The sequence below is a fragment of the Marmoricola sp. Leaf446 genome (assembly GCF_001424755.1).
Lineage (GTDB): Bacteria > Actinomycetota > Actinomycetes > Propionibacteriales > Nocardioidaceae > Marmoricola.
This window is the reverse complement of sequence record NZ_LMRF01000003.1, coordinates 85199-109578: the sequence shown is the minus strand read 5'-3', so window position 1 is coordinate 109578 and position 24380 is coordinate 85199. Positions and strand designations below refer to the sequence as shown.

29 protein-coding genes are annotated in these 24380 nt (G+C 72.4%); 17 read left to right on the top strand and 12 right to left on the bottom strand.

The genetic code is table 11. The features are described from left to right. From ASG49_RS10965 to ASG49_RS10950, 4 genes are read right to left on the bottom strand one after another with little or no spacing between them, the layout of a single operon-like run. Nucleotides 1–615, bottom strand: a complete 615-nt coding sequence (locus ASG49_RS10965; protein ID WP_082534046.1) for a bifunctional 2-polyprenyl-6-hydroxyphenol methylase/3-demethylubiquinol 3-O-methyltransferase UbiG — start codon at nucleotides 613–615, stop codon at nucleotides 1–3. A 4-nt stretch (nucleotides 616–619) separates the two neighbouring features. Further along, the gene (locus ASG49_RS10960) at nucleotides 620–1015 is read right to left on the bottom strand and encodes a co-chaperone YbbN (protein WP_056541628.1); all 396 of its coding nucleotides are present in this window, start codon (nucleotides 1013–1015) and stop codon (nucleotides 620–622) included. 22 nt (nucleotides 1016–1037) lie between these two features. Then, entirely contained in the window at nucleotides 1038–1583 is a 546-nt protein-coding gene (locus ASG49_RS10955; RefSeq protein WP_156384299.1) for a hypothetical protein, read from the bottom strand. Then, the gene (locus ASG49_RS10950) at nucleotides 1580–2176 is read right to left on the bottom strand and encodes an RNA polymerase sigma factor (RefSeq protein ID WP_056541623.1); all 597 of its coding nucleotides are present in this window, start codon (nucleotides 2174–2176) and stop codon (nucleotides 1580–1582) included. The genes ASG49_RS10955 and ASG49_RS10950 overlap by 4 nt, the downstream gene beginning before the upstream one ends. Before the next feature lie 171 nt (nucleotides 2177–2347). Here ASG49_RS10950 and ASG49_RS10945 point away from each other — a divergent pair, with 171 nt between their 5' ends. The 9 genes from ASG49_RS10945 to nhaA all read left to right on the top strand — a co-directional run bounded on the left by ASG49_RS10945 (nucleotide 2348) and on the right by nhaA (nucleotide 6902). Further along, nucleotides 2348–2788, top strand: coding sequence for an Asp23/Gls24 family envelope stress response protein (locus ASG49_RS10945; protein WP_056541620.1), 441 nt, complete (start codon nucleotides 2348–2350; stop codon nucleotides 2786–2788). After that, entirely contained in the window at nucleotides 2785–3093 is a 309-nt protein-coding gene (locus ASG49_RS10940) for a hypothetical protein (RefSeq protein ID WP_056541618.1), read from the top strand. Before ASG49_RS10945 ends, ASG49_RS10940 begins: the two co-directional genes overlap by 4 nt. Continuing rightward, complete coding sequence (locus ASG49_RS10935; protein WP_056541615.1) at nucleotides 3090–3407, top strand: hypothetical protein; 318 nt, start codon at nucleotides 3090–3092, stop codon at nucleotides 3405–3407. Before ASG49_RS10940 ends, ASG49_RS10935 begins: the two co-directional genes overlap by 4 nt. Nucleotides 3408–3458: 51 nt before the next feature. Then, the gene (locus ASG49_RS10930; RefSeq protein ID WP_056541612.1) at nucleotides 3459–3638 is read left to right on the top strand and encodes a hypothetical protein; all 180 of its coding nucleotides are present in this window, start codon (nucleotides 3459–3461) and stop codon (nucleotides 3636–3638) included. Continuing rightward, complete coding sequence (locus ASG49_RS10925; RefSeq protein WP_056541611.1) at nucleotides 3631–3999, top strand: Asp23/Gls24 family envelope stress response protein; 369 nt, start codon at nucleotides 3631–3633, stop codon at nucleotides 3997–3999. Before ASG49_RS10930 ends, ASG49_RS10925 begins: the two co-directional genes overlap by 8 nt. 34 nt (nucleotides 4000–4033) lie before the next feature. Then, nucleotides 4034–4621, top strand: a complete 588-nt coding sequence (locus ASG49_RS10920) for a DUF6286 domain-containing protein (RefSeq protein ID WP_056541608.1) — start codon at nucleotides 4034–4036, stop codon at nucleotides 4619–4621. Then, the gene (locus ASG49_RS10915) at nucleotides 4618–5187 is read left to right on the top strand and encodes a hypothetical protein (RefSeq protein WP_056541605.1); all 570 of its coding nucleotides are present in this window, start codon (nucleotides 4618–4620) and stop codon (nucleotides 5185–5187) included. Before ASG49_RS10920 ends, ASG49_RS10915 begins: the two co-directional genes overlap by 4 nt. Before the next feature lie 65 nt (nucleotides 5188–5252). Then, the gene (locus ASG49_RS18315) at nucleotides 5253–5426 is read left to right on the top strand and encodes a CsbD family protein (RefSeq protein ID WP_082534045.1); all 174 of its coding nucleotides are present in this window, start codon (nucleotides 5253–5255) and stop codon (nucleotides 5424–5426) included. 156 nt (nucleotides 5427–5582) lie between these two features. Beyond that, nucleotides 5583–6902 carry a Na+/H+ antiporter NhaA gene (gene nhaA, locus ASG49_RS10910; protein WP_056541602.1) on the top strand — a complete coding sequence of 440 codons (1320 nt, stop codon included), beginning with the start codon at nucleotides 5583–5585 and terminating at the stop codon, nucleotides 6900–6902. A gap of 10 nt (nucleotides 6903–6912) precedes the next feature. Here the strand turns inward: nhaA and ASG49_RS10905 are convergent, their stop codons facing one another. Beyond that, complete coding sequence (locus ASG49_RS10905) at nucleotides 6913–7650, bottom strand: hemolysin III family protein (protein ID WP_056541600.1); 738 nt, start codon at nucleotides 7648–7650, stop codon at nucleotides 6913–6915. Nucleotides 7651–7745: 95 nt separating this feature from the next. Between ASG49_RS10905 and ASG49_RS10900 the strand changes: the two genes are divergently transcribed. The 3 genes from ASG49_RS10900 (at nucleotide 7746) to ASG49_RS10890 (ending at nucleotide 10956) form a co-directional block, all read left to right on the top strand. After that, nucleotides 7746–8522, top strand: coding sequence for an isoprenyl transferase (locus ASG49_RS10900; RefSeq protein WP_056541598.1), 777 nt, complete (start codon nucleotides 7746–7748; stop codon nucleotides 8520–8522). A gap of 365 nt (nucleotides 8523–8887) precedes the next feature. Next, on the top strand, nucleotides 8888–10153 hold the full coding sequence (locus tag ASG49_RS10895) for a PhoH family protein (protein ID WP_235562037.1): 1266 nt from the start codon (nucleotides 8888–8890) through the stop codon (nucleotides 10151–10153). Between the two features lie 158 nt (nucleotides 10154–10311). Further along, complete coding sequence (locus tag ASG49_RS10890) at nucleotides 10312–10956, top strand: hypothetical protein (RefSeq protein WP_056541593.1); 645 nt, start codon at nucleotides 10312–10314, stop codon at nucleotides 10954–10956. A 27-nt stretch (nucleotides 10957–10983) separates the two neighbouring features. Here the strand turns inward: ASG49_RS10890 and ASG49_RS10885 are convergent, their stop codons facing one another. Next, nucleotides 10984–12402 (bottom strand): aspartate ammonia-lyase, encoded by a 1419-nt coding sequence (locus ASG49_RS10885; protein ID WP_056541590.1) that lies wholly within the window; start codon nucleotides 12400–12402, stop codon nucleotides 10984–10986. A 24-nt stretch (nucleotides 12403–12426) separates the two neighbouring features. Next, on the bottom strand, nucleotides 12427–13101 hold the full coding sequence (locus ASG49_RS10880; RefSeq protein WP_056541587.1) for a hypothetical protein: 675 nt from the start codon (nucleotides 13099–13101) through the stop codon (nucleotides 12427–12429). A 169-nt stretch (nucleotides 13102–13270) separates the two neighbouring features. On the opposite strand from ASG49_RS10880, the gene ASG49_RS10875 reads away from it, so the two are divergent. Together ASG49_RS10875 and ASG49_RS10870 are read left to right on the top strand one after the other, a co-directional pair. Next, nucleotides 13271–14224, top strand: a complete 954-nt coding sequence (locus tag ASG49_RS10875) for a DUF559 domain-containing protein (RefSeq protein ID WP_056541585.1) — start codon at nucleotides 13271–13273, stop codon at nucleotides 14222–14224. 196 nt (nucleotides 14225–14420) lie between these two features. Next, entirely contained in the window at nucleotides 14421–14654 is a 234-nt protein-coding gene (locus tag ASG49_RS10870) for a hypothetical protein (protein WP_056541582.1), read from the top strand. A gap of 6 nt (nucleotides 14655–14660) precedes the next feature. Here ASG49_RS10870 and ASG49_RS10865 read toward each other — a convergent pair whose 3' ends face one another. The 4 genes from ASG49_RS10865 to ASG49_RS10850 all read right to left on the bottom strand — a co-directional run bounded on the left by ASG49_RS10865 (nucleotide 14661) and on the right by ASG49_RS10850 (nucleotide 20047). Then, complete coding sequence (locus ASG49_RS10865; RefSeq protein WP_056541579.1) at nucleotides 14661–16748, bottom strand: alpha-galactosidase; 2088 nt, start codon at nucleotides 16746–16748, stop codon at nucleotides 14661–14663. A gap of 9 nt (nucleotides 16749–16757) precedes the next feature. Further along, on the bottom strand, nucleotides 16758–17684 hold the full coding sequence (locus ASG49_RS10860) for a carbohydrate ABC transporter permease (RefSeq protein WP_235562027.1): 927 nt from the start codon (nucleotides 17682–17684) through the stop codon (nucleotides 16758–16760). After that, on the bottom strand, nucleotides 17681–18658 hold the full coding sequence (locus ASG49_RS10855) for a carbohydrate ABC transporter permease (RefSeq protein WP_056541575.1): 978 nt from the start codon (nucleotides 18656–18658) through the stop codon (nucleotides 17681–17683). The genes ASG49_RS10860 and ASG49_RS10855 overlap by 4 nt, the downstream gene beginning before the upstream one ends. A gap of 90 nt (nucleotides 18659–18748) precedes the next feature. Next, on the bottom strand, nucleotides 18749–20047 hold the full coding sequence (locus tag ASG49_RS10850; protein WP_056541572.1) for an ABC transporter substrate-binding protein: 1299 nt from the start codon (nucleotides 20045–20047) through the stop codon (nucleotides 18749–18751). Nucleotides 20048–20254: 207 nt separating this feature from the next. Between ASG49_RS10850 and ASG49_RS10845 the strand changes: the two genes are divergently transcribed. From ASG49_RS10845 to ASG49_RS10835, 3 genes are all read left to right on the top strand, one after another. Further along, nucleotides 20255–21262, top strand: coding sequence for a LacI family DNA-binding transcriptional regulator (locus ASG49_RS10845; RefSeq protein WP_056541570.1), 1008 nt, complete (start codon nucleotides 20255–20257; stop codon nucleotides 21260–21262). Then, nucleotides 21259–22242: a hypothetical protein gene (locus ASG49_RS10840; protein WP_056541566.1), complete on the top strand. Its 984-nt coding sequence runs from the start codon at nucleotides 21259–21261 to the stop codon at nucleotides 22240–22242. The genes ASG49_RS10845 and ASG49_RS10840 overlap by 4 nt, the downstream gene beginning before the upstream one ends. A 63-nt stretch (nucleotides 22243–22305) precedes the next feature. Further along, nucleotides 22306–23388 (top strand): ABC transporter ATP-binding protein, encoded by a 1083-nt coding sequence (locus ASG49_RS10835; RefSeq protein WP_056541563.1) that lies wholly within the window; start codon nucleotides 22306–22308, stop codon nucleotides 23386–23388. Here the strand turns inward: ASG49_RS10835 and ASG49_RS10830 are convergent. Beyond that, nucleotides 23378–24328 carry an alpha/beta fold hydrolase gene (locus ASG49_RS10830; protein ID WP_056541560.1) on the bottom strand — a complete coding sequence of 317 codons (951 nt, stop codon included), beginning with the start codon at nucleotides 24326–24328 and terminating at the stop codon, nucleotides 23378–23380. The two genes, ASG49_RS10835 and ASG49_RS10830, sit on opposite strands and share 11 nt — an antisense overlap. Nucleotides 24329–24380: the final 52 nt, after the last annotated feature.

Below are 24380 nucleotides of genomic sequence, written 5' to 3'. Positions count from 1 at the left end.
TCAGCGGCGGCGCAGGTGCACCAGGGCGTCGTACGCCGTGCCGGCGTCGCCGTGCCCGTCGGGCGCCGCGACCGTGCGCGTCACCCGGTCGGCGTGGACGACCTCGACCTCGGCGTCCGCGAGGTCGTCGAGCACGTCGGCGGCGCTGCACAGCACCGCGGGGTCCTGCGGCCCGCCGGTGCCCTCGGTCAGGTTGGTGGTGTCGTGACCCACGAGGTGGAAGGTGCCGCCGGGGACGAGCGCGTCCCACGCCCGGCGCAGCGCCGTACGCCGCTCGGCCTCCGGCAGGTGGAGGTAGGCCACCACCACGAGGTCGAGCGGGGCGGGCAACGGTGCGGTGAGCACGTCGCCCACCACCCACTCGACGTCGAGGGGCGGGTCGTGCTCCTCGGCCAGGCGTCGGCCCTTCCCGACCGCCACCGGCGACCAGTCGAGGGCGGTCACGTGCCAGCCGAGGGAGGCCAGCCACCGGGCGTTGCGGCCCTCCCCGCAGGCCAGGTCGAGGGCCCTGCCGGGTGGCAGGTGGGCGAGGTCGCGCTCGACGAAGGCGTTGGGTCCGGCGGACCACACGAGCGGCGCCGCGGCGTACCTCGCGTCCCAGTCGGCGGCGTCCACGGGCCTAGCCCTGCTGGCCGGACTGCTGCTCGGACTGCTCGCCCTGCTGCGAGGCGAGCTGGCGACGCACGTCGTCCATGTCGAGGTCGCGCACCGCGGCGATCAGCTGGTCGAGCGCGGCGGGCGGCAGCGCGCCGGGCTGGGAGAAGACCAGGATGCCCTCGCGGAACGCCATCAGCGTCGGGATCGAGGTCACCTGCGCGGCAGCCGCGAGCGCGTGCTGCTCCTCGGTGTTCACCGAGCCGAACGCGAGGTCGGGATGGGCCTCGGACGCGGCCTCGTAGGTGGGGGCGAACTGGCGGCACGGGCCGCACCAGCTCGCCCAGAAGTCGACGAAGAGCACGTCGTGCTCCGCGACGCTGGACTCGAAGTTCTCACCGGTCAGCTCGAGGGTCGGCATCGCACCAGCCTAACGAGCGGGCCTACTCGTCGCTGGGGTCCACCAGGTGGGGGTCGCCCACCGTGACGTCGCTGACGTGCACGTGGCTGACCGCCATCGTGACCGGCTCGGTGCCGTCGGCCGCGGCCCCCAGCGTCTGGGTGAGCGCCTCGGCCGCGAGCCGGCGGGTCCGGTCGCCGAGGACGAGGATGTCGGAGCCGTAGCGCACCAGCAGCTCGATCGTCACCGCGTCGAGCCGGCCGTCGCGCTCGACGTCGAGCAGCACCCGGCCGACGGCGCCGCCGTCGAGGTGGGAGTCGACGTGCTCGCGCAGCCGCTCGACCAGCACCAGCGAGGAGACCCGCAGGAACGACATCGTGCCGCGGCCCCGCACCAGCTCCGCGGGGCGGGGGGTGCGCAGCGACCGCTGGAGCACCTGGTCGGCGATCTCCACCGCCCGGGGGTGCGGCGGTTGGTCGCGCAGCAGCCGGGTGGCGTCGTCGAGCGCGCGGGCGCCGACCGGGGCCACGTCCTCGGCGGCGGGGTCGAGGGGGGTGGACCCGTCGTGGTGGTGCGGTGAGGCGCTCATCGCCACTGCTCCATCCTGATCGCGAGGGTTCGTCGGGCCCGGTGCAGCTGGCCGCGGACGACCCCGGGGGTGGTGTCCAGTACCCGCGCGATCTCGTCGTAGGAGAACCCCTCGAGCTCGCGCAGCAGCCAGCTGGCCCGCTGTCGCCACGGTAGTTCGAGCAGGGCGAGGTTGAGCGTCTCCCACAGCTCGGCGGCCAGCACCGACTGGGCCGGGTCCTGCGAGGCGGCGGCGCGGTGGGTGGAGCGGTCGATGATCGGCTCGAGGATCTCGCTGTTCACCGCGACCGGCCGGCGGCGGCGGCGTACCTCCAGGGCCTCGCGGGAGACGATCGAGAACAACCAGGTGGAGAAGCTCGAGGTGCCGCGGAAGTCCGGGAGCCCGCGCCACGCCTTGACCCAGGCCTCCTGGACGGCGTCGTCGGCCAGGGCGGCCTCGTGGTCGAGCATGCGCAGCGCGAACCGGTAGGTCGAGGGGAACAGCCGCCGGAACAGCTCCTCGTAGGCCACCCGGTCGCCGAGCCCGGCGCGCCGGGCGAGCGCCTGCTGCGTGGCCGCGGCGACGTCGGCCGTCGCCTCACCCTCGTCGGACACCGTCGTCCTCCTCCGCCGCACGGGTGTGCGGCGCCCTCGTCACGACCCTAGGGGTGCCCTGGGCGGTACGGAACATGCAGGTGTGAGCTGGGTCACGTCCGCGTGACGATTCGCGACCTCGGCCCGTCCAACCTGCGTACACCACACGACGTCCCAGGAAGGACGGATCCCATGACCGAGAAGTCCGTAGAGAAGAGCACCACCGCCAACGCCCTGGTGGGCAAGGACGGCCGCACCACGATCGCCGACACCGTCGTGTCGAAGATCGCCGGCATCGCCGCCCGCGAGGTCGCCGGCGTGCACGCCCTCGGTGGCGGCGCCGCCCGCGCCGTCGGCGCGCTGCGCGAGCGCATCCCCGGCAGCAGCACCAACCACTCCCAGGGCGTCTCGGTCGAGGTCGGCGAGCGTCAGGCCGCGGTCGACGTGCAGCTCGTCGCGGAGTACGGCGTGAGCCTGGCCGACCTGGCCACCGGCATCCGCCGCAACGTCATCTCCTCCATCGAGCGGATGACCGGCCTCGAGGTCACCGAGGTCAACATCGAGATCCAGGACGTGCACCTGGAGACCGAGGAGCGCACCGAGGACACCTCGAGCGAGCCGCGCGTCCAGTGACGTCCTCCGAGCTGCCGGTCGAGCCGGAGCCCGTGGAGCCGGACCCCGTGGACCGGGTGGCCGACGCGGTCGTCCGCGTCCCGGGCGTCACCGGTCTCCACGCCGGCTCCTACGGCGAGGTCGCGACCTACCTGCCCGGGCGCCGCGTCGCCGGGGTCCGGCAGCGCGACGGCATCACCGAGGTGCACGTCACCGTCGCCATGGGCACGGCGATCCTCGAGGCGGCCACGCAGGTGCGCACCGCCGTCGAGGCGGTCACCGGTGACGAGGTCCACGTCGTCGTCGAGGACGTGTCCCCGGCGTGACCGACCGTCGCGGGGCCGCGTCGCCCGGGTCCGAGAGGGCCCGGGCCGCGGCCCGGCGCGCCGTCATCCGTCGGCACCACCCCGACGTCGGCGGCGATCCCGAGGTGCTGCGGCGCGAGCTCGCGGCGGTGGACGCGGCGTACGACGCTCCCGCGGACACCGTGCCCGAGGTCGGGCTCCGGCCGCCCGGCCGCTGGCAGCCACTGGCCCGACGGGCCACCCGGGCCCGACGCACGGTCAGCCGAGGCACCCGGCAGCTGCGCTCGCGGCTGCCACCGGGCTGGCCCGGCGCCCGCCGCTGGACCGACATCTGACCTGCACCACCTGCTCGACCCCCACTCGTCCCACCACAAGGAGCCCCTGACATGACCACCTCCACCATCGGCCTCATCGCCGGCCTGCTGCTGGCCATCGCCGCCGCCGCCGGCGGCCTCGTCGGCTTCCTGATCGCGCTCGTCCTCGGCACCGCCGGCTACGTGATCGGCGGTCACTTCGACGGCGAGGTCGACCTCAGCCAGGTCTTCGGGAAGCGCGACCGTGGCTGAGGTAGAGACCCTGCCCGCCCCCGAGGAGCGCGGCCGCACGGTCATCGCCGACCGGGTCGTGGAGCGCATCGCCTCGGCCGCCGCGGCGGAGGTCGAGTCGACCGTCGACAGCCGCGGTGGCTTCGGCCGCCTCGTGCGCGGCAAGCTCCCCAGCGCGGAGGCCGTCGTGGCCGGCAGCACCTCGCGCATCGCCGTCGAGGTCGGGGCGATCTGGCCCACCTCCCTGCCGGTGCTCGCCGCACGCGTCCGCGACCACGTCGGGGAGCGGGTCCACACCCTCGCCGGTGTCGAGGTCACGGCGGTCGACGTCACCGTCGCCGACGTGGTCCACAGCACCGCCCCGTCCCGCCGCGTCCTGTGACGCGGCCCCCCACCACCCGAGAGGACCTCTCGTCATGACCCAGTCCGCGAGCGAGACCCGCCCACCGGCGGACGACGCCCTGCGCGCGTCCAAGCCGCCCGTCGGGGTCGGCGCCTCGCCGCTCGTCGCCCAGCTCGTCGCCCTCGGCCTGATCGCGCTCGGCGCCGTCGGCGTCCAGGCGCTGCTGAGCAGCACCGGCGCGATCAGCCAGGCCCCGTGGACCACGAGCGCCGTCGACGCCGTCGACGGCACCGCCTCCGACACCCCGGTCGTCCTCGTCGTGGCGGTCGTCGCCATCCTGCTCGGACTGCTGGTGCTGCCCATCGCCTTCAAGCGCCGCCCCCGCAAGGCCATCGAGCTCGACGCGACGACCGGCGTGCGACTGCGCACCGGCGACCTCTCCCGGGTGGCCAAGGCCGCGGTCGAGGGCACGGATGGCGTGACCGACGTGGACGTCAGGGCCTCGCGCCGCAAGCTCCGCGTGGTCGCCACCAGCGTGGCCGCCAAGGACCGCGACGCCGCCATCCGATCCGACATCGAGTCCCGGCTCCAGCCGACGCTGCGCGCGCTGCAGCACGGCCCCCGGCTCTCGGTCTCCGTCCGCAACGAAGGAGTGTCATGACCTCCCGACGCACCCTGCTCGTCGACCGCCTCGCCACGCTGCTGCTCGCGCTGCTGCTGCTCGCGGGGGGTGCCGCCGCGGCGTACTGGTGGAGCGGGCGCAGCCCGTTCGGCGACCGGCTCGACCTCGCGGTCGTGCGGGACGCGGTCGAGGCCGCCTGGTTCCCGTGGGTCGCCGCCCTCGTCGGCGTCGTCCTGGCGCTGCTCGGCCTGCGCTGGATCCTGGCCCACCTGGGTCGGCCCACGGTCTCCCGGCTGCACCTCACCGGCTCCGGCTCCGGTGGCCGCCTCGACGTCAACGCGGGTCAGGTCGCCGGCGCGGCCGCCGACGCGCTGGCCGACACCATCGGCGTGCGCAGCGCCCGGGGCACGGTCGTCCGCGACCGCGGCCAGCTGGTGGCCCGCCTCACCGCCACCATCGAGCCCGACGCCGACCTCGGCGTCGTCGCGCGGCGGGCCGACCTCGTGTCGGCGCAGCTGCGGGAGGTGCTCGACCGGGACGACGTGCGCTGCAGCGTCGAGCTCCGGGTCGCCGCACGCAGCCGCGGACTCGTCCGCGCCCACTGACCACACGTTCGGATCCGGACGTTTGGGGAACGCACCAACCAACACCCGACACGAGAGGAACCATCATGGGACTCGCCGACAAGGCCAAGAACACCGCGGAAGACCTCAAGGGCAAGGCCAAGGAGGCGCTGGGCGACGCCAAGAACGACGACCAGCTCAAGGCCGAGGGCAAGGCCGACCAGACCAAGGCCTCCACCAAGCAGGCCGGCGAGAACGTGAAGGACGCCTTCAAGGGCTGACCTCCACCTCGCAGCGACGCCCCGTCCCCGGTCCGCCGGGGGCGGGGCGTCGTCGTTCCCGGGGGCGACCGGTCGTGCCGGTCGGTCCGTAGGATGGCCGTGGTGTGCCGGGAAGCCTGGTCGGCGACGAGTGCCGACCTGCCCCGAGGAGACCCTGTGCCGTCCACCCCCTCCGGACCCCCGTCCCGCCGCCGCACCCTGCTCGGCCGTGGGTCGTGGGCCGAGACCACCCGCGTGGCCGACGTGCTGCGCCGCGAGACGGTCGGTGGAGCGCTGCTCCTGCTCGCGACCGTCGTGGCCCTGGTGTGGGCCAACTCGCCGGCGGGCGGGTCCTACCTCGCGCTGCGCGACACCGTCGTCGGCCCGGCGGCCCTGCACCTCGACCTCTCGCTCGGCACCTGGGCCGCCGACGGCCTGCTGGCGGTGTTCTTCTTCGTGGTCGGCCTGGAGCTCAAGCGCGAGTTCGTCGCCGGCGACCTGCGCGACCCACGCCGGGCGGCGCTTCCGGTGCTGGCCGCGGTCGGCGGCATGGTGGTCCCGGCCCTGGTCTTCGTCGCCGTGACGCTGCGGGCGGGCGACGGCGCGGTGCGGGGCTGGGCGATCCCCACCGCGACCGACATCGCGTTCGCGCTGGCGGTGCTGGCCGTCATCGGCAACCACCTCCCGACCGCGCTGCGCACCTTCCTGCTGACGCTGGCGGTGGTCGACGACCTGCTGGCGGTCACCGTGATCGCGGTCTTCTACACCGCCGACCTGCAAGCCCTGCCGCTCCTGCTCGCGCTGGTGCCGATCGCGGGCTTCGGCTGGCTGGTGCAGCGCCGGGTCCGCTCGCCCTGGTTGCTGCTGCCCCTCGCGGTGCTCGCCTGGGGGCTGGTCCACGAGTCGGGCGTGCACGCCACCGTGGCCGGGGTGGTGCTCGGCTTCACCGTGCCGGTGCTGCGCAGCGCCGCGGCAGGCGGACCCGACGCGGGTCCGGGACTGGCCGAGCACCTCGAGCACCGGGTCCGGCCGCTGTCGGCGGGGGTCGCGGTGCCGGTGTTCGCGTTCTCCGCCTGCGGGGTCGTGGTCGGCGGTTGGAGCGGACTGGTGGGCTCGCTGTCCGACCCGGTCGCGCTCGGCATCGTCGCGGGGCTGGTGCTCGGCAAGCCGGTGGGGATCCTCGGCACGACGTACGTCGTCGCGCGGCTCACCCGCGCCGACCTCGACCCCGACCTGCGCTGGCTCGACGTGCTCGGGGTCGCTGTCCTCGCCGGGATCGGGTTCACGGTCTCGCTCCTCATCGGCGAGCTGGCCTACGGCCAGGGCAGCGGTCGCGACGACCACGTCAAGGTGGCGGTGCTGACCGGCTCGGTCCTCGCGGCGACGCTGGCCGCGGTCGTGCTGCGGTCGCGGGACACGGCGTACCGCCGGATCGCGGAGGCCGACCGCGTCGACCTCGACGGCGACGGGGTGCCCGACACCTACCAGCAGGAGTGAGTCGGCGCCCTCAGCGCAGGGAGTACGTCGCGATGCTGGCGGCGACGTAGTGGCAGACGAAGGCCGCGATCGTCAGGGTGTGGAAGACCTCGTGGAAGCCGAACCAGGTCGGGAACGGATCGGGCTTCTTCAGGCCGTAGACCAGGCCGCCGACGGTGTAGAGCCCGCCGCCCACGACGAGGAGCGTCGTGACGGCCGGGCCGCCCGAGCCGAGGTCGCCGGCGTAGAAGATCGCCACCCAGCCCAGCGCGACGTAGATCGGGGTGTAGATCCAGCGCGGCGCGTGGCTCCAGAAGATCCGGAACAGCACGCCCAGGATCGCGCCGGTCCACACGATCGCGAGCAGCGCGGTGCGCTCGGGGTCCTCGAGCAGGATGAGCGTGAAGGGCGTGTAGGAGCCCGCGATCAGCAAGAAGATGTTGGAGTGGTCGAAGCGGCGTAGGAACGCCATCGCCCGGGGCGACCAGGTGCCGCGGTGGTAGACCGCGGAGACCGCGAACAGCAGCAGCGCGGTGCCGGCGAAGATCGCCGAGCCGACGCGGGTGGTGACGGTCGGCGAGAGCACCAGCAGCACGATCCCGGCCGCGAGCGCCAGGGGAGCGGTGCCGGCGTGCAGCCAGCCACGCAGCTTGGGCTTGACCTCCTCGGCGACGTCGCGCACCCGCTCGCGGACCTGGTCGGCCGCCTCGTGGCCGCGGTCGGACACGCGGTCGCGGGCACGCTCGGGGAGCGGTCGGTCAGGGGCCATGTCCGAAGCGTACGGAGCCGAGGCCGGGACAGGCACGCCTGCGGCGGGCGTTGAGGTCGACCTCACACGGCCCCGCGACGAGTACAGTCGCAGCCGTGGCAGCGTGGAAGCAGGGCCTGCGGCGGGTGCTGTACCCCGCCTACGAGGCGCGCGTCGTACGCCGTCTGCCGCCCGAGCGCATCCCGCACCACGTCGGGGTGATGCTCGACGGCAACCGTCGCTGGGCCCGTTCGGTGGGCGCCGACACCGCCCACGGGCACCGTGCCGGGGCGGCCAACATCGAGCCGCTGCTCGGCTGGTGCGAGGAGATCGGCGTCGAGGTCGTCACGCTGTGGCTGCTCTCCACCGACAACCTCAACCGCCCGAGCGAGGAGCTGACCGACCTCCTCGGCATCATCGGCGACGTCGTGGAGTCGCTGGCCGCCCAGGGCCGCTGGCGGATCAACCCCGTGGGGGCCCTCGACCTGCTGCCGTCCCCGGTCGCCGAGCGGCTCAAGGCCGCCGCGGAGTCGACGCGCGAGGTCGACGGCATCTGGGTCAACGTCGCCGTGGGGTACGGCGGTCGCCGCGAGATCGCCGACGCGGTGCGCTCCCTGCTCCACGAGCACGCCGGCCGCGGCACCACCCTGGAGGAGCTGGCCGAGGTGCTCGACGTCGAGCACATCGCCGAGCACCTCTACACCAAGGGCCAGCCCGACCCCGACCTCGTGATCCGCACCAGCGGCGAGCAGCGTCTCGGCGGGTTCCTGCTGTGGCAGAGCGCGCAGAGCGAGTTCTACTTCTGCGAGGCCTACTGGCCCGACTTCCGCAAGGTCGACTTCCTCCGCGCCGTCCGGGCGTACGCCGCCCGCGAGCGCCGCTTCGGTGCCTGAGCCCGTCCGAGGGCGGTTCCTGACCGCCGCGTAACACGACGTTCACCCCGCGTACGGGCGTGTCGCCCGCGGGTGGTCCCCACCCCGGCCTACCTTCGGGTCAATCGGCTGTGGGGAAGCAGTCCGATGCCAGGAGGGCGACCATCTTCGTGATGATCCACGACGACAGCAGCACCGGGAACCGGCACTCCGGCCCCCGGCGCCCCACCCGGTCCGAGCAGCTCTACTAACGGACCGGGGCGCTGAGTGCGCGCGTCGGTCACCTAGGGGAAACCGTGGCACCAGCGCAGCGCACCTCCGTCCAGCAGCAGGCTCCCGGGGCCGAGCCGGGCGACACCCGTCGCACCTACGTCCTCGACACGTCGGTGCTCCTCGCCGACCCGAAGGCCATCTCCCGGTTCGCAGAGCACGAGGTCGTGCTCCCCGTCGTGGTGATCACCGAGCTCGAGGGCAAGCGGCACCACCCCGAGCTGGGCTACTTCGCCCGCTCCGCGCTGCGCGGGCTCGACGAGCTCCGCGTGGCCAACGGCCGCCTGGACCAGCCCGTCCCGGTGGGGGAGGAGGGCGGCTCCCTGCGCGTCGAGCTCAACCACACCGACGCCACGTCGCTGCCCTCGGGCTTCCGGCTCGGCGACAACGACACGCGCATCCTCGCCGTGGCCCGCAACCTCGCCGACGAGGGCCACGTCGTGACCCTGGTCAGCAAGGACCTGCCGCTGCGCATCAAGGCCTCGGCGGTGGGGCTCGACGCGGAGGAGTACCGCGGCGAGCAGGTGCACGAGTCCGACGCCGGGTGGACCGGGATGGCCGAGCTCGAGGTGTCCGGCGCCGACCTCGACGAGCTGTACGACGACCAGGTGATCGACCTCGACGCTGCGCGCGACCTGCCCTGCCACACCGGGCTGGTGCTCGTCTCCGAGCGCGGGAGCGCCCTGGGCCGCGTCAAGGCCGACAAGCAGGTGCACCTGGTGCGCGGCGACCGCGAGGCGTTCGGCATCCACGGCCGCTCGGCGGAGCAGCGGATCGCGCTCGACCTGCTGCTCGACCCCGAGGTCGGCATCGTCTCCCTCGGGGGACGCGCCGGCACCGGCAAGTCCGCGCTCGCGCTGTGCGCCGGGCTGGAGACGGTGCTCGAGCGGCGCCAGCACAAGAAGGTGGTCGTCTTCCGGCCGCTGTTCGCGGTGGGTGGCCAGGAGCTCGGCTACCTGCCGGGCAACGAGTCGGAGAAGATGTCGCCGTGGGGCCAGGCCGTCTTCGACACCCTGGGCGCCATCACCACCCCCGACGTCGTCGACGAGGTGCTCGACCGGGGCATGCTCGAGGTGCTCCCGCTCACCCACATCCGGGGTCGTTCGCTGCACGACGCGTTCGTGATCGTCGACGAGGCGCAGTCGCTGGAGCGCAACGTGCTGCTGACCGTGCTCTCACGGATGGGCGCCAACTCCAAGGTGGTGCTGACCCACGACGTGGCGCAGCGCGACAACCTCCGGGTGGGGCGTCACGACGGCGTCGTGGCGGTCGTCGACCGGCTCAAGGGGCACCCCCTGTTCGCCCACACGACCCTCACCCGGTCGGAGCGCTCGCCCATCGCGGCGCTGGTCACCGAGATGCTGGAGCACGTCACGATGTAGCGAGGACCACACCCCAGGACGGGTGGTTGGACTTGCAACCACCCGTCCGGGCGTGTTTCGGTGGTGACTTCTTCCCCCTGCGCTCCACCCTTCTCGGGTGGGTTCGTCCCCGATGTCGGAGCGCGGTTGACGTTGTCGCCAACCGATGGGCCCCACCTGTGTCGCACCACCACCACGCCAAGCACCGCAGCCTGCCCGAGCGCGGCCACCGGCGCCGCGCGCTGCGGCGTACGACGCTGCTCTCCTCCGTCGCGCTCGGCGCGACCGGTCTGGTCGTCGCCGCCGGGGTGCTGACCGGCTCCGCGCCCGGCGACGGGGCGGCGGCCGCGCTGGCGCGCCCCGCCGTCACGGCCGGTGACCTCAGCGCCGACGAGCTCGCCGAGCGCGAGCGCGACGTCTCGCGCTCCGACGCCGGGCGCCGCCCGCTCGCCGACCGGTCCAAGACGAGCGACCTCGCCAGCGCCGCGGGTCGCGCGCGCACCGGCACCCAGGACCTCGCGAAGGCCGACCCCAAGGTGCTGGCCCGCGCGTTGATGCCGGAGTTCGGCATCAGCGCCTCGGAGTTCGGCTGCCTCGACAGCCTCTGGTCCGGGGAGTCGGGATGGAGCACCACCGCGGACAACCCGACGTCCTCGGCGTACGGCATCCCGCAGGCGCTGCCGGGGTCCAAGATGGCCTCGGCCGGCCCGGACTGGCAGACCAACCCCGAGACGCAGATCCGCTGGGGTCTGGGCTACATCCAGGACCGCTACGGCACGGCCTGCAGCGCGGAGTCGTTCAAGCAGGGCAACGGCTGGTACTGACGCCGCCGCCCTGCCGGGACGCCGCGATCAGACCCGCGGGCTCGTCATGGCCGCGACGTCGAGGGCGTCGTCGAGCTCGGCCTGGGTGAGGTCGCCGCGCTCGACGTAGCCCATCTCGAGCACCTGCTCGCGGATGGTCCGGCCCTCCTTGAGCGCCGCCTTGGCGACCTTGGAGGCCTCCTCGTAGCCGATGTGCTTGTTGAGCGGCGTGACCACGGACGGCGAGGACTCGGCGTACGCCCGGCAGCGCTCGACGTTGGCCTCGATGCCGTCGACGCAGCGCTCGGCGAGCACCGGCGCCACGTTGCCGAGCAGCCGCAGCGACTCGAGCAGGTTGCGGGCCATGACCGGCAGCATCACGTTGAGCTCGAAGGAGCCGCTCGCGCCGGCGTGGGCCACGGTGGCGTCGTTGCCGATGACCTGGGCGCACACCATCAGCGTCGCCTCGGGCAGCACCGGGTTGACCTTGCCGGGCATGATGCTCGACCCCGGCTGCAGGTCGGGCAGGCGGATCTCGGCCAGGCCGGTGGTGGGGCCCGAGCTCATCCAGCGCAGGTCGTTGCAGATCTTGGTCAGGCCCACCGCGATGGTCCGCAGCTGGCCCGAGAGCTCGACGAGGGCGTCCTGGGAGCCCTGCGCCTCGAAGTGGTTGCGCGCCTCGGTGAACGGCAGACCGGTCTCGGCGGCGATGTCGGCGATGACCTTCTCGGCGAAGCCGGGCGGGGTGTTGATGCCGGTGCCGACGGCGGTGCCACCCAGCGGCAGCTCGGCGACGCGGGTCAGCGAGGACTCGACGCGCTCGATGCCGTAGCGCACGATCGCGGCGTACCCGCCGAACTCCTGGCCGAGCATCACCGGCGTCGCGTCCATCAGGTGGGTGCGACCCGACTTCACGACCTCGGCGAACTCCACCGCCTTGGCCTCCAGCGACGACGCGAGCCGGTCGAGCGCGGGCACGAGGTGGTGGGCGGCCGACTCGACCGCGGCGACGTGGATCGAGGTGGGGAAGGTGTCGTTGCTCGACTGGCTGGCGTTGACGTGGTCGTTGGGGTGGACCTCGACGCCGGCTCGGCCGGCGATGGAGGCGAGCACCTCGTTCATGTTCATGTTGGAGCTGGTGCCCGAGCCGGTCTGGAAGACGTCGATCGGGAACTCGTCGAAGTGGTCGCCGGCGATGACGGCGTCCGCGGCGGCGGTGATCGCGTCGGCGCGCTCGGCGGTGAGGATGCCCAGCTCGGCGTTGACCCGCGCGGCCGACTTCTTCACGCGTGCGATGGCGACGAGGTGGGAGTCCTCGAGGGTGCTGCCGCTGATCGGGAAGTTCTCGACCGCACGCTGGGTCTGCGCCCGCCACAGGGCGTCGCGGGGGACCTCGATGTCGCCCATGCTGTCGTGCTCGGTGCGGGTGGGGGTGGCGCTCGGGCCGGTCGTCGTCTCGCCGTTCATGGCACGGACGCTATCGCGTGCGGGTCAGCCGCGACGGGCGGCGTAGAGGTAGTAGGACTCCTCGCGACCCTGCAGGTCGACGTCCAGCGCCTGCTCGGTGCACTCGCCGAACACCGTCCGCAGCGTCGCCTCGAGCTCCGGTGACCGGTCGGCGGACCACACCACCAGCACGCCCCCGGGGTTGAGCAGCGCGTGCACCTCGGTGAGGAACGGCGCGTCGTACACCTCGGCGTTGGCGTCGTGCACGAGGTAGCCGGGTCCGTTGTCGACGTCGAGCAGCACCAGGTCGTAGGTCCGGGTCGCCTCGGCGACGGCCGTCACGAGGTCGGCGGTGACCAGCTGCACCCGTCGGTCGGCCAGCACGCCGGGGCCGTGCGGCACGGTGCCGTCGCGCATCCACCCGACCAGCGCCTCCTCGACCTCGACGACGGCCACCCGCTCGACCCGGGGGTCGGCCAGCAGCCGCTGCACCGTGAAGCCGAGCCCCAGCCCGCCGACGACCACGTCGCGGGGGTCCTCGACCAGCGCCAGCGCGCTCGCCGCCAGCGCCTCCTCGGTCGACGTCTCGTGGGTGTCCATCACGAACACCCCGTTGACGCGCAGCTCCAGGACGTCGGCCGCGTGCTCCGACGTGCGCCGCCGCAGCACCACCTCCCCCCGCTCGGACTCCGCCCGCGCCACCTCGGCGTACTCGGTCATGGCGGGCTCCTGTGCGTCGGGTGGGATGGCGTGATGCGTCATACGAGCTCGTCGCCCGGACCGCCGCACTGTATGACGTCCGGCAGGGGCAGCCGTCCGGCCCCGGTGGTCGTCCACAGGTCGCGGCCGGGGGCTACCGCCTGCGCGTGGGCTGCGGCACGGTGCGGCGGTGGAGATCCGGGAGGTACGCCGCCGGCGGCGCCGGCTGGCCCTCGACCTGGCCGACCGGCAGGGCGGGGTGCTCTGCCGGGCCCAGCTCTACGCCGCCGGGTTCAGCCGGGGAGAGGTGCGTGCCCAGCTGCGGGCCGAGCGGTGGCAGCCCGTCGGGCGCCACTGCGTCGCCGTCCACACCGGACCGCTGACCGACCTGGCGCGGCTGTGGTCGGCGGTCCTGGAAGGCGGTCCGCGCGCCGTGCTCGACGGCGACTCGGCGCTGGTCGCGGCGGGGTTGTCGCGCTACGAACCCGAGCGCATCCGCGTCTCGGTGCCGCGGGGCGCCCGCGTCCGGCACCGCGGGACCTCGGTGGACGTCCGGCAGACGCGGCGGTGGGACCCCGACGACCTCGAGCCGGGATCGTCGCCACCTCGCACCCGGGCCCCGGTGGCGGCCGTGCGCGCCGGCCTGTGGGCGCGCACCGAGCGGCAGGCGACGCTGGTGGTGACGATGGCCGTGCAGCAGCGGCTGGTCACCCCCGAGGAGCTGGCGGTCGAGCTGCTGCGGGTCCGCCGTGCCCCGCGTCGGGCGCTGCTCGGCGGTCTGGTCCTCGAGCTGGCCGGTGGAGCCGGGTCGCTCGGCGAGCTCGACGTGCTCCGGGCGTTGCGGGAGCGGGGGCTGCCGCAGCCGGACCAGCAGGTGCTGCGGCGTACGTCGTCGGGGAGCTACTACCTCGACTTCCGCTGGGCCCGGTGGGGGCTGGTGCTCGAGATCGACGGGGTGCAGCACGGCTGGGTGGAGAACGTCGTGGCCGACGCCGTGCGGCACAACGCCGTCGCGATGGACGGCGACGTGGTGCTGCGCCTCCCCGTGCTCGGCCTCCGTCTGGTGCCCGACCTGTTCCTCGACCAGGTGGAGGAGGCGCTGCGCCGCGCCGGGTGGAGCGACGGGGGCGCGGTCGCCTCCTGAGCCGCCACCCGGCCCCCGTCGACGCGTCATACGTCGTGGCCGTCGGGGCAGCCATCTCGTATGACGTCCCGGGATGCGTCATGCGTGGCGGTCGTCAGGGCGACGAGGACGTATGACGCGGCGGGGACGTACGACGCGGCGGGGCGCGAGGGGGCGGTGGGTACCGTCGGGGGCACACGACCAACGAGGAGAGCACGTGAGCGAGCAGGACTCCGGGGGCCAGGTCTCCGAGGTGGACAACCTCGGCGACGGCAGCGACATCCAGCCCGACCAGTCGGTGGCGGGCAAGCCCGACGACGACGGGGTCCAGGAGGGTCGGCAGGGTCCCAACGCCCGCACCGGCGCCCGCGCCGAGGAGCACCGCAACGAGGACTACACCCGCGACGGCGAGGCCCGCGACCCGGAGGTCGACCGCGACCTCGACGCCTGAGCCCGCTCAGACGCGGGTGAGGTGCACCAGCGTCGCCGTCTCGGGCTTGCGGCGCGGCACCCAGTAGCCCCGGGTCGCCAGCAGCCGGCCCGTGACGGGGACGCCGTCGGTGGGCCCCTTCTCGGCCAACGGCGAGGACATGCTCGTCCAGCCGTGGTCGACCTCGCCCTCCCACGCGAGGTCGTAGCACGACTCGGGGTCGAGGCCCGGCACCCGGACGAACACGCCCCGGTTGTGCGACGGCTCGTCGAGCTGCACGTGCGCGAGCAGCGCCTCGGACCGGTCGGCCGCCACGACGCCGTGGAGCAGCACCGTCGGGTCCGGTGACCCAGGTCGTACGACGCGACCCGAGTGCAGCAGCGCACGGTGCTGCTTGAACCGGGCGATCCAGCGACCCAGCCGGGCGAGGTCGTCCTCGTCGGCCAGGGTGAGGTCCCACTCGATGCCGAACGCGCCGAACATCGCCGTCGCGCAGCGCAGGTCGAGCGGCAGCGTCCGCCCGGTGGTGTGCGAGGTGGGGGAGGAGACGTGGGCGCCGGCGTACTCCGGGGCCACCAGCTGCGTGGTCCAGCGCTGGATCTCCTGGCGCGCCATCGCGTCGGTCATGTCGGAGGTCCACACCCGCTGCACCCGCTCCAGCACGCCGAGGTCGATCCGGCCGCCGCCCGAGGCGCACGACTCCCAGTCGATGGCGGGGTGCGCGGCGCGCAGGTCGTCGAGCAGCCGGTAGAAGGCGATCGTCTGGCGGTGCACGGCGGGCGCACCGCCGAGGGCCCCGCTGCCGGCCTCGAGCAGGTCGCGGTTGTGGTCCCACTTCACGGCGTCGACCGGGTAGGCCCCGAGGACGCCGCTGATCTTGGCGAAGACGTGCTCGCGGACCTCGTCGCGCGAGAGGTCGAGCACCAGCTGGTGGCGCCACAGCAGCGGCACCCGGTCGCCCGTGGACAGGATCCAGTCGGGGTGCTCGCGGTAGAGGTCGGAGTCGGGGTTGACCATCTCGGGCTCGATCCAGAGCCCGAACTCCATCCCGAGCCCCGTCACGTGCTCGACCAGCGGGGTCAGCCCGTCGGGCCAGACGGCAGGGTCGACCTCCCAGTCGCCGAGGCCACGGGTGTCGTCGCGTCGGCCCAGGAACCACCCGTCGTCGAGCACGAACCGCTCCACGCCGACCGACGCCGCGCGGTCGGCGATCGCCCGCAGCCGGTCGAGGTCGTGGTCGAAGAACACCGCCTCCCAGACGTTGAGCACCACCGGCTGCAGGTCGGGGTGCGCCGGCAGCGAGCGCTGGTGGGCGTGGAACGCGGCGGCGACGCCGTCGAGGCCGTCGGCCGCGGCGACGACGTGCACCCACGGGGAGGCGTAGCCCTCGCCGGGGGCCAGGGTCAGCTCGCCGGGCAGCAGCTGCTCGCCGCCCCCGACGGTGGTGCCGGTGGCGGCGTCGCGCTCGACGCGCAGCACCGAGCTGCCGCTCCAGGCGACGTGGACGGCCAGCACCTCACCGGACGTGGTGGAGAAGCCGGGGGTGCCCAGGACGGTCATGGTCGCCGCGCCCAGGCCGGGCCGGCCGACGCCGGACTCGCGCAGGTAGAGGCCGTCGGTCAGCGCGTGACGCTGCGGCTGCCGCTCGCGCTCGTGGCGGCCGGTGAAGTCGAGCACCTCGGTGAGGTGGTCGGGCACGGGTACGACGACCTCCAGCCCGTCGAGGTGGTAGCCGGTGGCTCCGGTGTTGGTCAGGACGTGCCGCAGGCGCAGTGCGCCGCCCGGCAGCGTCTCGGCCTCGGTGAGCAGGTCGAGGCCGGCCTGCTGGTCGCGCAGCGTGACGCGCAGCGTGGTGTCGTCGTGGGTCAGGTCGACGCACTCGAAGCGGGTCGACCACCCGGCACCGCCGTCGCGGTGGCCGCGCAGGTGCGGGCGGGTGTAGCGGCCGCGCGCGTGCTCGCCGAGCAGCGGCAGGCCGGGGCCGTTGGGGAGCAGGGGCAGGCCGGACGCGTCGTCACCGAGCAGACCGACCGCGAGCACGACGGGGAACCCGTCGTGCTCGCGGACCAGCTCGATGCCTGTCGTCCCGGCCGAGGGCCGAGGCGGGAACAGCATGCGGTCGTCTCAGCCCTTCACCGCTCCCGCGGTCATGCCGCGGACGAAGTAGCGCTGGAGGGACAGGAACACCAGGATCGGCACGACCATGGTCAGGAACCCGCCGGCGGTGGTGAGGTTCCAGCCCTGGCCGAGCTGGCCGCGCAGGCCGGTCAGCGCCAGGGTCACCGGCTCGTTGTCGCCGGGGCCGATGAAGACCAGCGCGACGAGCAGGTCGTTCCACACCCACAGGAACTGGAAGATCGCGAACGACGCCAGCGCGGGCGTCGACATCGGGAGCACCAGCCGGTAGAAGGTCTGGAAGTGGCTGGCCCCGTCGATCTTGGCCGACTCGATGATGGTCTTGGGCAGCGTCGCCATGTAGTTGCGCAGGATGTAGATCGCGAGCGACATGCCGAACCCGATGTGGGCGAGCCACACGGCCGGGAACGTGCCGTTCATGCCGAGGAAGCCGTAGATCTTGAGCATCGGCACCAGCGCCACGTAGTTGGGCACCACGAGCATCGCCACGATCGTCAGGAACAGGACGTCGCGGCCCTTGAACTCCATGAACGTGAAGGCGTACGCCGCGAACGCGGCGATGAGCAGCGGGATGAACGTGGCCGGCAGCGTGATCGCGAAGCTGTTGATGAACGCGTTGCCGAAGTTGGACCCGGTCCAGGCCTCCTGGTAGTTGCCGAACGTCAGGTTGCCCAGGCTGCCCAGGACGGTCCACCAACCGGAGTTGTTGGAGTCGTCCAGCGGACGGAAGGACGTCACCAGGGTGCCGATGACCGGGATCAGCCAGGTCAGGCAGAGCAGCGTCAGCACGATCTTGGTGCCGATGCCGGCCTTGGCCGGGTTGGGGTCGAAGCTGCTGGCCCGGCGGCGCTTGGCCGGCTCGGCCGTGGTCTCGCTCGGCGGAGGGGCCTGGGTGGGGGCGGTCATGCCGGTCATGCGTTGGCCTCCTCGCGGCGGAAGTGCCGGACCTGGTAGATCATGATCGGCACGACGGCCACCATCAGCATCACGACGATGGCGGCAGCGGCACCGCTGTTGAAGTTGGTGTTGAGCTGGTTGAAGAACTCGTTGCCGAGCACGTTGGTGTTGAAGCCGCCGTTGGTCATCACGTAGACGATGTCGAAGATCTTCATGACCGCGATCGTGACGGTGATGAACACCGTGATGATCGTGCCCTTGATCTGGGGGACGACGACCTGGAAGAAGATCTGGCGCTCGCCGGCGCCGTCGATGCGGGCCGCCTCGAGGGTGTCGCCCGGCACGCCCTTGACGGCGGCGGAGAGCAACACCATCGCGAAGCCGACCTGGGCCCAGAGCAGCACGATCATCAGCAGGATGCTGTTGAACCGGAAGTCGGAGGTCTGCAACCAGGCCACCGGGCTGCCGCCGAGCTTGGTCCAGATGGCGTTGAGGATGCCGATCTGGGCCTGGCCCTCGGGCTGGGTGGCGTAGATGAAGCGCCAGACCGTGGCCGCGCCGACGGCGCTGATGGCCATCGGCATGAAGATGATGGTCTTGGCCAGCTTCTCGGCGCTGGGCTTGAGCCGGTCGGCGAGCACCGCGACCCCGAGGCCGAGGACGACGGTGGTCGCCGGGACGATGAGGATCCACAGCAGCGTGTTGACCAGCGTCTGCTGGAAGGCGCCCGAGGTCAGCAGCTGGGTGTAGTTGGCCAGGCCGATGAACTCCGTGGAGGTCGCGTCCTGGAAGCTCGCCACCACCGTCTGGATGGCCGGGTAGACGAGGTAGACGATGATCGCCAGGTAGGCGGGCAGGATGTAGAAGAAGGGCTTGATCCGCTCCTCCCACTTGGTGGGCATCAGCTCGGCCAGCTTGTTGAGCAGCCAGTACAGCGCGAGCGCTGCGCCGATGCCGGCGGCGACCGTGATCACGGCGCTGAGCAACTTCATGTGTTCACACCTTCTTGGTCAGGACGGACGGCCGGGCTCCGGCGGGGCGGGTGGGGACCCGCCCCGCCGGAGGTGTCACCGAGTCGGTCGTCAGCTGGCGGGCCAGCTGCCGTCGATGTTCTTCAGCGCGGTGTCGAGGTCCTCCTGGCCGGCGATCCAGGCGGTCATGTCCTTCCAGAACGTGCCCGCGCCGACCTCACCCGGCATCTGGTCCGAGCCGTCGAAGAGGAACTCCGAGGAGTCGTAGGCCACGCTCGCGACCTGACGGGTCAGGTCGTCGGGGTAGTTGGCCGCGTCGAAGTCGGTGTGGGGCGAGATGAACGAGCTCGACTTGGCCGCCTCGTTGCCGATGTCGGTGCTCGACAGCAGCTTCATGACCGTCTTGGTCGACTGCGAGTCGTCGAGCATGGTGGCGAGGTCGCCACCGCCGAGGACCGGGTTGTCGCCGCCGGCCTCCGCGGGCGGGAACCCGAAGACACCCACGTTGGCGTCGAGGTCGGAGGTCACGTCCTTGGGGAAGAACCCGGTGATGAACGAGCCCTGCTTGTACATCCAGCAGCCGGGCTCCGCGTCGAACATCGGGTTGCCGGCCGTGCCGAAGTTGGTGCTCGCGATCGCCTTGCGGCCACCGAGCACGTTGCCCTCGGTGAACATCAGCTCCTCGAACTCCGCGGCGGCCTCCTTGACCACGGGGGAGTCGAACTTGGTCTCGTTCTTGACCCACTTCTTGTACTCGTCGGGGCCGCCGTAGCGCATGATCAGGTCCTCGAACCAGTCGGTGACCGGCCACCCGGTGGCGGTGTCGGACTCGATGCCCATGCACCAGGGGGTGTTGCCGTCGGACTTGATCTGGTCGGTCAGCTCGTTGAGACCGTCGATGGAGTCGGGGGCCTCGTAGCCCTCCTTCTCCCACGCCTTCTTGGGGTAGAGCACCAGGCTCTTGACGTTCATGCTGACGAGCAGGCCGTAGAGCTTGCCGTCCACGGTGCCGGCCTCGAGCGTGCCGGGCACCATGTTGCCCTCGAGCGCGCCCGTGTCGACCACGTCGTCGAGGGCGAAGGCCTTGTTGCGCTTGACGATGTCGCCGACGACGCCGGGCTGCGGGATGAACGCGATGTCCGGGGTGTCGTTGGCCTGGATGCGCTGCATGATCAGCTGGTTGATGTTCTCGACCTTCTGCCAGTCGATCGTGATGCCCTCCTTCTTGGCCTCGGCGGTGAGGGTCTTGCTCAGGCCGTCCTGCACGGGCTGGTCGATCGAGCTCCAGATCGTGACCTTCTTGTCGTCGGCGCCAGAGCCGCTGCCGCCGCCGCAACCGGCGAGCGAGGCCGCGGTGGCCATCGCCGTCACGGCCAGCACGGCGGTGCGCGCCCGCTTGGGGAACTGCATCGTGGATCTCCTCGGTGGTGAAGGGGGGAAGTGGTGCTTGACCTTCGGCCGACAGTTGGCCGTAATGTGACAGGCACCACATGCTGAATCGAATCAGCACAGTACGGGGTCCGGCTCCGCTGCTGTCAAGCATCGATCGCACGACGTCTAGGCAGGTCCGGTCCTGCTGCTGGACTGGTCGGCCCGGGACAGGGGAGAGAGGACGTCATGCCCAAGCTCAGACGCGTCACGCTGACCGACGTCGCCCGCCGTGCCGGCGTGTCGGTGACCACGGCGTCCTACATCCTCAACGGCCGTTCGGCCCAGATGCGGATCTCCAAGGACACCGACATCAAGGTGCGCGAGGCGATGCGCGAGCTGCAGTACCAGCCCAACTGGAGCGCGCGCACGCTGCGGCGCAAGAGCACCCAGACCATCGGCCTGGTCTCCGACTTCATCGCCGGCGGCGCGTTCTCGAGCGAGCTGCTCACCGGCGCCAACGCCGCGGCGCGCCAGCGCGACCACCTGCTCGTCATCGGGGAGTCCCAGGGCGACCCCGAGCTCGAGCAGCTGCTCGTCGAGGAGCTGCTCTCGCGCCAGGTCGACGGCATCGTCTACGCCACCCGCACCGCACGTGAGGTGGAGGTGCCCGACCGGCTGCGCGAGGTCCGCACGGTGCTGCTCAACTGCGCCGACGCCCGGGGTGACCTGCCGGCCGTGCTGCCCGACGACGTGCAGGCGGGCCGCACCGCGGCCGAGATCCTCATCCGTTCCGGGCGCGACGGGACGATCCAGGTGGTGGGCGAGGACCCGACGCCGTCGGCGACCGCCGGGCCGCAGCGGATGACCGGGATCCACGAGGCGATGCACGCGGCCGGACGCGTGCTGGGGCCGACCGTCGCGTGCGAGTGGGACGTCGTGCCCGCTCGTGAGGCGATGCTCGGCTGGCTCGCGACGCACGAGGCTCCGGCGGGGCTGATCTGCCTCAACGACCGGGTGGCGCTGGGCACCTACCAGGCGCTCCAGCAGCACGGGTACGCCGTGCCGCACGACGTCAGCGTGGTCTCCTTCGACGGGTCGGAGGCGGCGGCGTGGCTGCAGCCCGAGGTCACCTCGCTGCGGCTGCCGCTGCTCGAGATGGGGGAGCGTGCCATCGACCTGCTGCTGGGTGGGGGGAGGGTCAAGGACATGCTGCGGCTGCCGCTCACGGTGCACCAGGGAGGATCCGTCGCGTGACCTTCGATCTCGACGACTCCTACGTGTGGGACTTCTGGACGGCGTACGACGCTCCGGTGACCCACCTGTTCTTCCTGCACGCCCCGCGGACCCTCGGTGACCCCGAGCTGCGCCACCGAGCCGCCCGGGTCGGGCACGCGGTCTCCACCGACCTGCTCACCTGGGAGCGCCTGCCCGACCCGCTGCCCGAGCCGCGGGAGGGCCTGGACGACCTCGCCACCTGGACCGGCTGCGTCACCCGCGGCGACGACGCCTGGTGGCTGTTCACCACCGGTCTGAGCCGCGCCGACGACGGACTGGTGCAGCGGATCGGCTCGGCCCGCTCGACCGACCTCGTGACGTGGAATCGCACGCCGCTGCTGCTCGAGGCCGACCCGGCGCACTACCAGCGCTCGGTCGCCGCGTGGCCCGAGGAGGCCTGGCGCGACCCGTGGGTGGCGCGCGACGAGGCCGGCACCTGGCACCTCCACGTCACCGCGCGCGACGCGGCCGGCGGACCCGGCGCCGGGGTGGTCGGGCACGCGACCTCGACCGACCTGGTCGACTGGCAGGTGCAGCCGCCGCTGAGCGAGCCCACCGGGCGGTTCGAGTGGCTCGAGGTGATCCAGGTCGTGGCCGTCGAGGGGCGCTGGGTGCTGGTGTTCTCCTGCCTGTCCGACCAGATGCCGGGCGCGGCGCCGGGCGACGGCGGCGTGTGGACGGTCCCGGTCGCGGGGCCCGGTGCGCCGGTCGACGTCGCCGCCGCGGTGCGGCTGCTGGACGAGCGCCACTACGTCGGCAAGGTCGTGGAGCACGACGGGGCGGCGTACCTCATGGCCTTCCGCAACCAGGGTCCCGACGGCGCGTTCGTCGGGGGTCTCGCCGGCCCCGCGCGGCTGCGCTGGCGCGCGGACGGGCGCGGCCTGGAGCTGGACCCGGAGGACCAGACCGGTGCTGAAACGTTTGAGCGCTCCATTGTCGCCACGCGGACGACGCCCTAGTGTGAGCGCCGTCACTTACAACGGATCGTCCGGCACGTTCCTGCCGGTGAGGAGATAACGCAGATGGCATCGATCAGCTTCAAGCAGGCCCAGCGCTGGTACCCCGGCGCCGACAAGCCCGCCGTCCCGGGCATCGACCTGGACATCAAGGACGGCGAGTTCATGGTGCTCGTCGGCCCCTCGGGGTGCGGCAAGTCCACCACCCTCCGGATGCTCGCGGGGCTGGAGGAGGTGAACAGCGGCCAGATCTTCATCGGCGACAAGGAGGTCACCAAGCTCCCGCCGAAGGACCGCGACATCGCGATGGTGTTCCAGAACTACGCGCTCTACCCGCACATGACGGTGGCCGACAACATGGCCTTCGCGCTCAAGATGGCGAAGATGAAGCCCGAGGAGCGGCGCAAGCGCGTCGAGGAGGCCGCGCGCATCCTCAACCTGACCGAGTACCTCGAGCGCAAGCCCAAGGCGCTCTCCGGCGGTCAGCGCCAGCGCGTCGCCATGGGGCGCGCGATCGTCCGCAACCCGCAGGTCTTCTGCATGGACGAGCCGCTGTCCAACCTCGACGCCAAGATGCGCGTGCAGACCCGCACCGACATCGCCAAGCTGCAGACCGACCTCGGCGTCACCACCGTCTACGTCACCCACGACCAGGTCGAGGCCATGACGATGGGCGACCGCGTGGCGGTCATGAAGGACGGCTACCTGCAGCAGGTCGACACCCCGCTCAACCTCTACGACCGGCCCGTCAACCTGTTCGTGGCCGGCTTCATCGGCTCGCCGCAGATGAACCTCATGGGCGCCACTGCCAAGGACGGCCGGGCCGTCGTGGGCGACTACGTCGTGCCGGTCGACGAGACCGCCTCGCGCAAGATGAACGGCGACATCGTCATCGGCGTCCGGCCCGAGGCCTGGCGCATCGTGGGCGCCGAGGACGGCGGCCTGCCGGTGACGGTGACGGTCGTGGAGGAGCTCGGCTCCGACGCGTTCGTCTACGGCACCAGCGGCGTCGAGGGTGCTCCCAGCAACATCATCGTGCGCGTCTCCGCGCGCGACTCGGTGCACAAGGGCGACACCATCCACGTCACCACCGACCCCAAGAGCGTCCACGTCTTCGACGCGGAGTCCGGGGACCGGCTCAGCGACTGACGTCGCCGGCGGACCGGGTGCCCTGCGTCGCGGGTGCCCGGTCCGCCGTACGCCGCACCAGGTCGACCAACGTGTCGAACAGCTGGGGCGGCAGGTCGTGGCCCATGCCCTCGACCACCAGCAGCTCGGCGCCCGGGACGGCCCGTGCCGTGGCCCGTCCGCCCGAGACGTGCACCATCTTGTCGGCGCTGCCGTGCAGCACCGCCACCGGCATCGCGAGCCGAGCGAGCGCCTTGCTGCGGTCGGGCTGGCTCACGATCGCGAGCATCTGCCGCATCACGCCGGAGGTCGAGACGCCCCGGTCGAAGGTCTCCTCGGCGCGCTCGCGCAGCCGCTCCTCCGAGACCGGGAAGTGCGGGGAGCCGATGACGTTCCACATCTTGGCCGAGGTCGCGGCGTACGCCTCCTTGCCGCTGCCGCGCGGCGAGAGCAGCATCGGCAGCAGCGAGGGGTGCTGCCAGCCGACGGTGCGTCGGCCCAGCGTCGACATCACCGAGGTCATCGAGCGCACCCGGTCGGGGTGCTCCACGGCGAGGGTCTGCACGATCATGCCGCCCATCGAGACGCCGACGACGTGCGCGGAGTCCCAGCCGAGGTGGTCCATCAGCCCGACGGCGTCGCCGGCCATGTCCGAGATCGTGTACGGCGCGCGCACCGGGCGGCCGAGGAAGGCCTGCACCAGCTGGGCGCGGCCGACGCGGCCCTTGATCCGGCTCGAGCGCCCGGTGTCGCGGTTGTCGTAGCGCACCACCTGGAAACCCTCGCCCGCGAGCTGCTCGCACAGCTCGTCGTCCCACCAGTTCATCGGGCCGCCGAGGCCCATCACCAGCAGCAGCGGGTCGCCGTCGGGCGACCCGAAGGTCTGGTAGCACAGCTCCACCCCGGGGGAGACCGGTGCGAGCAGCTCCTCGGAGACCGGGACGTCGGCGTTGCTGGACATCGTTCCTCTTTTCCCTGATGCCGGATTATGTGCGATTTGAGAGAAGTGACTG